9 protein-coding genes are annotated in these 9,617 nt (G+C 75.4%); 6 read left to right on the top strand and 3 right to left on the bottom strand.

Annotated features, from left to right (window positions below; genetic code table 11):
- Positions 1-30: 30 nt before the first annotated feature.
- Complete coding sequence (locus BIV25_RS05205) at positions 31-765, bottom strand: ZIP family metal transporter (protein WP_071370936.1); 735 nt, start codon at positions 763-765, stop codon at positions 31-33.
- Positions 766-882: 117 nt separating this feature from the next.
- On the opposite strand from BIV25_RS05205, the gene cobM reads away from it, so the two are divergent.
- From cobM to cobC, 6 genes are read left to right on the top strand one after another with little or no spacing between them, the layout of a single operon-like run.
- Positions 883-1,713, top strand: coding sequence for a precorrin-4 C(11)-methyltransferase (gene cobM, locus BIV25_RS05200; RefSeq protein ID WP_071370935.1), 831 nt, complete (start codon positions 883-885; stop codon positions 1,711-1,713).
- A complete protein-coding gene (locus BIV25_RS05195) occupies positions 1,710-3,038 on the top strand; it encodes a bifunctional cobalt-precorrin-7 (C(5))-methyltransferase/cobalt-precorrin-6B (C(15))-methyltransferase (protein ID WP_071370934.1) in 1,329 nt (442 codons plus the stop codon). Before cobM ends, BIV25_RS05195 begins: the two co-directional genes overlap by 4 nt.
- Positions 3,035-4,738 (top strand): precorrin-3B C(17)-methyltransferase, encoded by a 1,704-nt coding sequence (gene cobJ, locus BIV25_RS05190; RefSeq protein ID WP_071370933.1) that lies wholly within the window; start codon positions 3,035-3,037, stop codon positions 4,736-4,738. The genes BIV25_RS05195 and cobJ overlap by 4 nt, the downstream gene beginning before the upstream one ends.
- Positions 4,735-5,322 carry a precorrin-8X methylmutase gene (locus tag BIV25_RS05185; protein ID WP_071370932.1) on the top strand — a complete coding sequence of 196 codons (588 nt, stop codon included), beginning with the start codon at positions 4,735-4,737 and terminating at the stop codon, positions 5,320-5,322. Before cobJ ends, BIV25_RS05185 begins: the two co-directional genes overlap by 4 nt.
- Positions 5,319-6,254 carry a sirohydrochlorin chelatase gene (locus tag BIV25_RS05180; protein WP_071370931.1) on the top strand — a complete coding sequence of 312 codons (936 nt, stop codon included), beginning with the start codon at positions 5,319-5,321 and terminating at the stop codon, positions 6,252-6,254. Before BIV25_RS05185 ends, BIV25_RS05180 begins: the two co-directional genes overlap by 4 nt.
- Positions 6,244-7,317, top strand: a complete 1,074-nt coding sequence (cobC, locus tag BIV25_RS05175; protein WP_079176425.1) for an Rv2231c family pyridoxal phosphate-dependent protein CobC — start codon at positions 6,244-6,246, stop codon at positions 7,315-7,317. The genes BIV25_RS05180 and cobC overlap by 11 nt, the downstream gene beginning before the upstream one ends.
- Before the next feature lie 91 nt (positions 7,318-7,408).
- Here the strand turns inward: cobC and BIV25_RS05170 are convergent, their stop codons facing one another.
- Together BIV25_RS05170 and BIV25_RS05165 are read right to left on the bottom strand one after the other, a co-directional pair.
- Positions 7,409-8,362 carry an SCO1860 family LAETG-anchored protein gene (locus tag BIV25_RS05170; RefSeq protein WP_107485935.1) on the bottom strand — a complete coding sequence of 318 codons (954 nt, stop codon included), beginning with the start codon at positions 8,360-8,362 and terminating at the stop codon, positions 7,409-7,411.
- A 163-nt stretch (positions 8,363-8,525) separates the two neighbouring features.
- Entirely contained in the window at positions 8,526-9,617 is a 1,092-nt protein-coding gene (locus BIV25_RS05165) for an amidohydrolase family protein (protein ID WP_071370929.1), read from the bottom strand.

Genomic DNA, 9,617 nt, shown 5'->3' with positions numbered 1-9,617 from the left:
TTCGGTCGGTCCGCAGAGACGGGGGGCGGGTCAGCCGGCGGAGATGCCGACCACCAGCCAGATGAAGGCCGCGCCGGCCACCGTGCACAGGAGGGTGGAGCGCGCCGGGTGTTCGTGGTGGGCCTCGGGGAGGATCTCGGCGGCGGCGAGGTAGAGCAGGACGCCGCCGAAGAGGCCCAGATAGCCGCCGAGCACCGGTTCGGGGATGTGGACGAAGGCCGTCGACAGCGCGCCCACCAGCGGTGCGCAGGCGTCGGCCACCAGCATCGCCACGGCCCGGCGGCGGGCGTTGCCGTACAGGCTCGTGAGGGTGAAGGTGTTGAAGCCGTCGGCGAAGTCGTGCGCGATCACCGCGAGTGCGACGGCCGCGCCCATGCCGCCGCCCACCTGGAAGGCCGCGCCGATCGCCACGCCGTCCATGGCGCTGTGCCCCACCATCGCGCCGGCCGCCGCCAGGCCCACCTCGGGCGCCCGGTGCTGGTGACCCTCGTCGCCGCCGTGGGCGGCCTGGCGCGCGGCCAGGGTGCGTTCCACCAGATGGGCCAGCAGGAAACCGGCCACGAAGAGCAGCAGGGCGGCGGGTACGCCGAAGATCTCGCGGTCGGCGGCGTGCAGCGCCTCCGGCAGCAGGTCCAGGCCGACCACGCCCAGCATCAGACCGCCGGCCAGGCCCAGGACCAGGTGCCGACGGTCGGTCACGCGCTGAGCCGTCCAGCCGCCGGCCAGCGTCATCAGGAACGCGCCGAGCGCGACGAAGACCGCCATAGGGACTTGCTATCCGATGGAGGCGCCTTCGCGCACATCCGGCACCTCCCATATATCCGCACACCCTGACATTTCACTGCTTCTGCTGTGTGTTTTCCGTACGAGAGGATCTTTCTCATGGCCGATGCCCTCATCGATGCCACCGCCGGCAAGGTGACGTTCGTCGGTGCCGGCCCCGGCGCCGCCGACCTGCTGACGTTCCGCGCCGCGCGCGCGATCGCGGACGCGGACGTGGTGATCTGGGCGGCGAGCCTGGTCCAGGCGGAGGTCCTCGAACACGCGCGCGCGGAGGCGGAGATCCTGGACTCGGCGGCCATGTCCCTGGAGGACGTCGTCGCCGTCTACGCGCGCGCCCACGCCGAGGGCCTGAGGGTGGCCCGGATCCACTCCGGCGACCCGGCGCTGTGGGGCGGCACGCAGGAGCAGCTCGACCGGTGCGCGGAGATCGGGATCGCCACCGAGGTCGTCCCCGGTGTCTCCTCCTTCTCGGCCGTGGCCGCCCTCGCGCAGCGCGAGCTGACGATCCCCGAGGTCGCGCAGTCCGTCGTCCTGACCCGGCTGGGCGGCGGCAAGACGCCGATGCCGCCCGGCGAGGAGGTCCGGGAGTTCGCCCGGCACGGCACGACGATGGCGATCTTCCTCTCGGCCGCCCGCAGCGGCCAGCTGGTGCGCGAGCTGCTGGAGGGCGGCTACCCCACCGACACCCCGGTGGTCATCGCCTACCAGGCGACCTGGCCGGAGGAGCTGGTCGTGAAGTGCACGATCGGCACGCTGGAGGAGACGGTCAAGGAGCACAGGCTCTGGAAGCACACGCTCTTCCTGGTCGGCCCGGCGCTCGACGCCCACGGCACGCGCTCGCACCTGTACCACCCCGGGCACTTCCACGGGTTCCGCAAGGCCGACCCGGAGGCCCGGCGGGCCCTGCGCGAGCAGCGGGCGAAGAGTTGATCACGGTCGTCGGGACGGGGACCGGGGCAGGGGCGCCGCTGCCGGAAGAGATCCTCGCCGGAGCCGCGCTCGTCGTCGGCGGGCGTCGGCACCTGGACGCCGTACGGCTGCCCGGCGGCGCAGAGCGCGTCGTCCTCGGGCCACTGGCGCCCGCCCTGGACACCATCGCGGAGTACGTCGGCAAGGAGCTGCCCGTGCTCGTGCTGGCCTCCGGGGATCCGGGGTTCTTCGGGATCGTGCGGGCGCTGGCCGAGCGGTTCGGGGCCGGGCGGCTGGACGTACGGCCGGGTGTCTCCTCGGTGGCGACGGCGTTCGCGCGGATCGGGCTGCCCTGGGACGACGCGGTCGTGGTCAGCGCGCACGGCCGGGATCTGCGGACGGCCGTCAACGTCTGCCGGGCGCGGCCGAAGGTGGCGCTGCTGACGGGTCCGGGCGCGGGTCCGGCGGAACTGGGGGCGGCGCTGCTGCGGCACGGCCCGCGGGCGCCGGGGAGCGCGCCGGCCGGGCCGGTGGCCGCGCCCGCGCACGACTCCCCCGAAGCGGAGACGGCGCACCCGTCCGGCGGGCGGGTCCTGGTCGTCGCCCGCGCCCTCGGCTCCGTGGACGAGCGCGTCGAACGGGTCACGCCCGCCGAGGCCGCCGCCCGGGACTGGGGCACGGACGTCAGCGTGGTGCTGTGCCTGGACGAGACACGGGCGCTCGGCGCGGTGCGCACGGTCGCCGGGGTGCCGGAGCGGCCCGGCGGGTGGGCGCTGGACGAGGACGCGTTCGCGCACCGGGACTCGATGATCACCAAGTTCGAGGTGCGTGCGCTGGCCCTGGCTCGGCTCGGGCCCCGGCTCGGCGACCTGGTGTGGGACGTGGGCGCCGGGTCGGGCTCGGTGGCGGTGGAGTGCGCGCGGCTCGGTGCGGCCGTCGTCGCCGTCGAGAAGGCGGCGGACGGTGTGGCGCGCGTCCGGGCCAACGCCCGCGCCCACGGTGTCGACGTGGCCGTGGTGCACGGCGCGGCACCGGAGGCGCTGGCCGGGCTCGACGATCCCGACGCGGTGTTCGTCGGCGGTGGCGGCCGGGAGCTGCCGGACATCGTCGGCGCCTGTGCGCGGCGGGCGCGGCGGACGGTCGTCGTCGCCATGGCCGCGCTCGACCGGGTACCGGCGGCGCGCACGGCGCTCACGGCCGCCGGGTTCGCCTGCGACGGGGTGCTGTTGCAGGCGTCGCGCCTGGCGCCGCTGCCGGGCGAGGTGTCCCGGCTGGCGGCGACCAATCCTGTGTTTCTGCTCTGGGGCATGCGAACCCAGGTATTCAGTAAGGGAGTTGACGAGTGATCGGCCTCATTTCCGCCACCGCGGCGGGGGCGGCGGCGCGGGACCGGCTGGCCGCGGCGTGGCCGGAGCGGACGCGCGTGTACGAGGGTCCCGTCGGGGAGGCGGTGCGGGCGGCGTTCGCGCAGTGCGAGCAGCTGGTGTGCTTCCTCGCGACGGGCGCGACCGTGCGGCTGCTCGCGCCGCTGCTCGGCGACAAGACCGCCGACCCGGGCGTGGTGTGCGTGGACGAGGGCGGCCGGTACGCGGTCTCGCTCGTCGGCGGGCACGGCGGCGGCGCCAACGAACTCGCCCGCGAGGTGGGCGAGTTGCTGGGCGCTGAGCCCGTGGTGACGACCGCGACGGACTCCGTCGGGCTGCCGGGGCTGGACACGCTCGGGCTGCCGTACGAGGGGTCGGTGGCCGTGGTCTCGCGGGCGCTGCTGGACGGCGAACCGGTCGCGCTGGAGGCCGAGGTCGCCTGGCCGCTGCCGCCCCTGCCCACCTCCGCGCGCGGGGCGTACACCGTCCGGCTGACCGACCGGGCCGTCGCGCCCGGCGAGCGCGAGGTGCTGCTGCGGCCGCCGTCCCTGGTGGTCGGCGTCGGCGCGTCCAAGGGGGCGCCGGCCGAGGAGGTGCTCGGGCTGGTCGAGGAGGCGCTCGCGGAGGCGGGGCTCTCGGTGAGGTCGGTCGCCGAACTGGCCACCGTGGACGCCAAGTCGGCGGAGCCGGGGATCGTCGCGGCCGCCGAGCGGCTGGGAGTGCCCCTGGTGACGTACCCGGCCGAGGAGCTGGCGGGCGTCGAGGTGCCCAACCCGTCCGACGCACCGCTCGCCGCCGTCGGCACACCGTCCGTGGCGGAGGCCGCGGCGCTGGTCCGGGGCGGTGAACTCCTCGTGTCCAAAAGGAAGTCGGCGGCCCAGCCCGCGATGGCCACCTGTGCCGTCGCACGGCGGCCGGGGCGCGGGCGGCTCGCGGTGGTCGGGCTCGGACCGGGCGCCCGGGACCTGCTGACCCCGCGCGCCACGGCCGAACTCCGGCGCGCTTCGGTGCTGGTGGGGCTCGACCAGTACGTCGACCAGATCCGCGATCTGCTGCGGCCGGGCACCCGGGTGCTGGAGTCCGGGCTCGGCGCCGAGGAGGAGCGGGCCCGTACGGCGGTCGCGGAGGCCCGCACGGGGCAGGCGGTGGCGCTGATCGGCAGCGGGGACGCCGGTGTGTACGCGATGGCGTCCCCGGCGCTGGCCGAGGCGTCCGACGACATCGACGTGGTCGGGGTGCCCGGCGTGACGGCCGCGCTGGCCGCCGGGGCGATCCTGGGCGCGCCGCTGGGCCACGACCATGTGTCGATCAGCCTGTCCGACCTGCACACGCCGTGGGAGGTCATCGAGCGGCGGGTGCGGGCGGCGGCCGGGGCGGACCTCGTCGTCACCTTCTACAACCCGCGCTCGCGGGGCCGCGACTGGCAGCTGACCAAGGCGCTCGCGATCCTCGCCGGGCACCGGGAGCCGACGACGCCGGTCGGTGTCGTCCGCAACGCGTCCCGGCCGGACGAGTCGAGCCGGGTGAGCACCCTCGGCGCGCTCGACCCGGCGACGGTCGACATGATGACGGTCGTGACGGTCGGCAACACCGCGACCCGGATCGTCGCGGGCCGCATGGTGACCCCGCGCGGCTACCGCTGGCAGGCGGCGCACCCCGGCGAGCAGGAGGAAGCCGAGTGAACCGGATCGTCCATCCCATCGAGCAGGAGTCCTACCGGCGGCTGCGCGCCCGCCTGGACACCTCGCACTTCCCGCCGCTGACCCGGGCGGTGGTGGAGCGGGTCATCCACTCAGCCGCCGACCTGGAGTACGCCACCGACCTCGTGACCGACGAGGACGAGCTGGTCAGGGCGCATGCCGCGCTGCACGCCGGGGCGCCCGTCGTCGTGGACGTGGAGATGGTCGGCGCCGGGATCACCCGCCGCGAGACCGTGTGCCGGCTCAGGGACGCCGAGGCCGGTGCGGGGCTCACCCGCTCCGCCCGTGCGATCCGGCTGGCGTACGAGCAGGTCGGGCCCGGCGCGCTGTGGGTGATCGGCAACGCCCCCACCGCGCTGGAGGAGCTGCTCACCCTGGACGCCGCCCCGGCGCTCGTCATCGGGCTGCCGGTCGGCTTCGTCGGCGCGGTCGAGTCCAAGGCCGCGCTGCGCGAGAGCGGGCTGCCCGCCGTGAGCAACGTGTCCGAGAAGGGCGGGTCGGCGGTCGCCGCCGCCGCGCTCAACGCCCTGTTGTACCACCCCACTTCACCCGAGGAGACCCCGTGACCACCCCGCCGCCCGCCCTGCTCATCGCCGGCCACGGCACCCGGGACGAGGCCGGAGCCGAGGCGTTCCGCGACTTCGTGCGGGAGCTGGGCCGCCGCCACCCCGAACTGCCCGTCGCGGGCGGCTTCATCGAGCTGTCCCCGCCACCGCTCGGCGACGCCGTCACCGAGCTGGTCGAGCGGGGCGTACGCCGGTTCGCGGCGGTGCCGCTGATGCTGGTGTCCGCCGGGCACGCCAAGGGCGACATCCCGGCGGCGCTGGCCCGCGAGAAGGAACGGCACCCGGGGATCTCGTACACCTACGGCCGTCCGCTGGGCCCGCATCCGTCGCTGCTGGGCGTGCTGGAGCGGCGGCTGGACGAGGCCCTCGGGGCCGGCGCCCGTACGCCCGGGGACCGGGCCGATGTGACCGTGCTGCTGGTCGGGCGCGGGTCGACGGATCCGGACGCCAACGCCGAGGTGCACAAGGCGGCGCGGCTGCTGTGGGAGGGCCGGGGGTACGCCGGGGTGGAGACGGCGTTCGTGTCGCTGGCGGCGCCGGACGTGCCGAGCGGGCTGGACCGGTGCGTGCGGCTGGGGGCGAAGCGGATCGTCGTCCTGCCCTACTTCCTGTTCACCGGGATCCTGCCGGACCGGGTGCGGCAGCAGACCGAGGGCTGGGCGGCCGCGCACCCGGAGGTCGAGGTGCGGTCCGCCGATGTCATCGGGCCCGAGCCGGAGCTGCTGGACCTGGTGATGGAGCGGTACGCGGAGGCGGTCAAGGGCGACCTGCGGATGAACTGCGACTCGTGCGTGTACCGGATCGCGCTGCCAGGTTTCGAGGACAAGGTGGGGCTGCCGCAGCAGCCGCACTTCCACCCGGACGACGACGGGCACGACCACGGCCACGGGCATCACCATCACGGGGGGCACACGCACAGCCATGCGCACTGAGGACACCGGGCGGACCGGGGACACCGGGCACGATCTGCGGCATCACGGCGACGCCGAGGTGCGGGACGACGGCTCGGCGCTGGTCGACCTCGCCGTCAACGTGCGCGCGGACACTCCCCCGCCCTGGCTGCGGGAGCGGATCGCCGCGTCGCTGGGCTCGCTCGCGGCCTACCCTGACGGGCGGGCCGCGCGGGCGGCGGTGGCGGCGCGGCACGGGCTGCCGGTGGAGCGGGTGCTGCTGACGGCCGGAGCGGCGGAGGCGTTCGTGCTGCTGGCCCGGGCGCTGAAGGTACGCCGACCGGTCGTCGTACACCCGCAGTTCACGGAGCCGGAGGCCGCACTGCGGGACGCCGGGCACAGCGTGGACCGGGTGCTGCTGCGGGAGGCGGACGGGTTCCGGCTGGATCCGGCGGCGGTGCCGGAGGACGCCGATCTGGTGGTGATCGGGAATCCGACCAACCCCACGTCGGTCCTGCATCCGGCGGACGGGATCGCCCGGCTCGCCCGGCCCGGACGGACGTTGGTGGTGGACGAGGCGTTCATGGACGCGGTGCCGGGCGAGCGGGAGGCGCTGGCCGGGCGCACGGACGTACCCGGGCTGGTCGTCCTGCGCAGCCTGACCAAGACCTGGGGGCTGGCCGGGCTGCGGATCGGGTACGTCCTGGCCGCGCCAGAGGTCGTCGCCTCGCTGGAGCAGGCCCAGCCGCTGTGGCCGGTGTCCACACCGGCGCTGGCCGCCGCCGAGGCGTGTGTGGCGTCGCGAGCGCTGGCGGAGGCGGGGCACGCGGCGCATCGGATCGCCGCCGACCGGGCCCACCTGGTGGCGGGGCTGACGGCTCTCGCCGACCGGGGTGTCTCGGTGGCCGGCCCCGCGCAGGGGCCGTTCGTGCTGGTCCGGATGGCGGGGGCGGCTCAGGTACGACGACGGTTGCGCGAGGCCGGGTACGCCGTGCGCCGGGGTGACACGTTTCCGGGGCTCGGCGAGGAGTGGGTCCGGGTGGCCGTGCGCGACCGGACGACGGTCAACGGTTTCCTCTCGGCCCTGTCCGCCGCCCTCCCGTGACCGGGGCGCCGCTCCCGTTCCCGGTGGGACAGCCGGGAACGGGAGCGGCACGAGGGCATCAGCCCTCCGTCAGCGCAGCGTCCGCCCCGCGTCAGCCCCTGCGGCGCCGGGCCAGTACCACCGCTCCCCCGCCCGCCAGGACCAGCGCCAGCGCGCCGCCCGCGAGATAGGGAGTCGCCGAACTGCCGCCGGTCTCGGCGAGGTTGCTCTTCGACGCGCCGCCCTGGGGCTTCACGTCGGACGCGGGGGCGGCGTTGCCGGGCGCGTCCTTCGACGTCGTGCCCGCGGCCGGGTCGTGGCTCGGCACCGGGTCGCCCGAGGACGCGGCCGTCGGGGACTCGCAGGTCGCCTGGGCGAGCGTGACCGTGCCCTCGACGTCGGCCACGTTGAGCTTCAAGGGGTTGACGGACACCTTGAGTTGGAGGGCGGTGGCGGCGGCCGTGCGGGTCGTGGTGCGCCGCTGGGACAGGTCGAGGCGGACCTCGCCGATGCCGGGCACCTTCACCTCGGTCGGGCCGCCGGCGGTGAGGGTGACGCGCTTGCCGAGGACCGTGACGCCGCCGAGGACGTTCGCGGAGGCGACAGGCGTCCGGCCGGCCTCGCAGACCGCCTGCGCGGTGACCGTGTCGGCCTCGATCAGGGACAGCAGGGGCAGCCCGGGGACGTGCAGCCGGGCGTGGGCGAGCCGGACCGAGCCCTCGGCGCGCCGTGCGGTCACCGTGGCCTTCGCCGAGGCGACGTCCGCGCCGAGGACGGTGAACGGCCTGCCGCCGTCCACGCCGTCGAGCCGGGCGGACAGCGCGGTCCTGTCGGCGCTCTGCGGCGCCCGGACCTCGTTGAGGGAGAGGGTGAGCGGGACGTCGACGGTCTTGTCGAGCAGGGACACGTCGAGCCCGCTGCGCAGGACGACGGCGGAGGCGCGACCGTGGTCATCGGTCGCGTGCGCGGCGCCCGCGCCCAGGACCGCGGGTGCCGCGGCGAGGGCCGTGACCGTCGCCGCGGCGGCGAGACGACGGGCGGGCATGCGGAAGTTCGCTCTGGTCAAGGTGTTCACGGTGGTGGGACTCCCCGGAAGAACGTGCTTGGGACCCGTCAACCTTGTCCGCAGTACGGGTGAACGGTCAGCGTTCCCCGGTTACTTCACTCAATCGGGCCGTTTCCGCACGCCTCTTCGAATCGTGAAGCACATGCGTTCTCCCGCGCCTCTCCTACTCCACAACCTTCCCGTTCAGCACCACCCGGCGCGGCGCCCTCAGCACCCGTACGTCGGCGCGCGGGTCGCCCTCGTACACCACCAGGTCGGCCGGTGCGCCCTCCTCCAGTCCGGGCCGGCCGAGCCAGGCGCGGGCGCCCCAGGTCGTGGCGGACAGGGCGGCCACGGGCGGGATGCCGGCGGTGACCAGTTCGGCGACCTCGGCGCCCACCAGTCCGTGGGCCAGCGAGCCGCCGGCGTCCGTGCCGACGTAGACCGGGATCCCGGCGTCGTAGGCGCCGCGCACGGTGTCGTAGCGGCGCTCGTGCAGCCGGCGCATGTGCGCGGACCACCGCGGGAACTTGCTCTCGCCACCGGCCGCGAGCTGCGGGAAGGTGGCGATGTTGACGAGGGTGGGGACGATCGCGACGCCCCGCTCGGCGAAGAGCGGGATCAGGTCGTCGGTGAGGCCCGTGGCGTGCTCGACGCAGTCGATGCCCGCCTCGACCAGGTCGCGCAGGGAGTCCGTGGCGAAGCAGTGCGCGGTGACGCGGGCGCCCAGGCGGTGGGCTTCGGCGATGCCCGCCTCGACGGCCGCGCGCGGCCAGCAGGCGGACAGGTCGCCGAGGTCGCGGTCGATCCAGTCGCCGACGAGCTTGACCCAGCCGTCGCCGCGCCTCGCCTCCTGGGCGACGTAGGCGGCCAGGTCCTCGGGCTCGATCTCCCACGCGTAGTTGCGGATGTAGCGGCGGGTGCGGGCGATGTGCCGGCCGGCCCGGACGATCTTCGGCAGGTCGGCGCGGTCGTCGATCCAGCGGGTGTCGGAGGGCGAGCCGGCGTCGCGCAGCAGCAGGGCGCCCGCCTCCCGGTCGGTGCGCGCCTGCTTCTCCGCGGTGTCCGCGTCGACCGGGCCGTGCGCGTCGAGGCCGACGTGGCAGTGCGCGTCGACGAGGCCGGGCAGCACCCAGCCCTCGACGGTGGTGACGTCCCGGGCCCCGACGGGGCGGTCGTAGCAGATCCTGCCCCCGACCACCCACAGCTCGTCGCGGACGTCCTCGGGCCCGACGAGGACCCGCCCCTTCACGTGCAGCACGGCGCCATCGCTCAT

This window comes from Streptomyces sp. MUSC 14, from assembly GCF_001866675.1.
GTDB lineage: Bacteria > Actinomycetota > Actinomycetes > Streptomycetales > Streptomycetaceae > Streptomyces.
The sequence above is the reverse complement of the archived record's forward strand: the minus strand, read 5'-3'. Positions and strand labels throughout refer to the sequence as shown.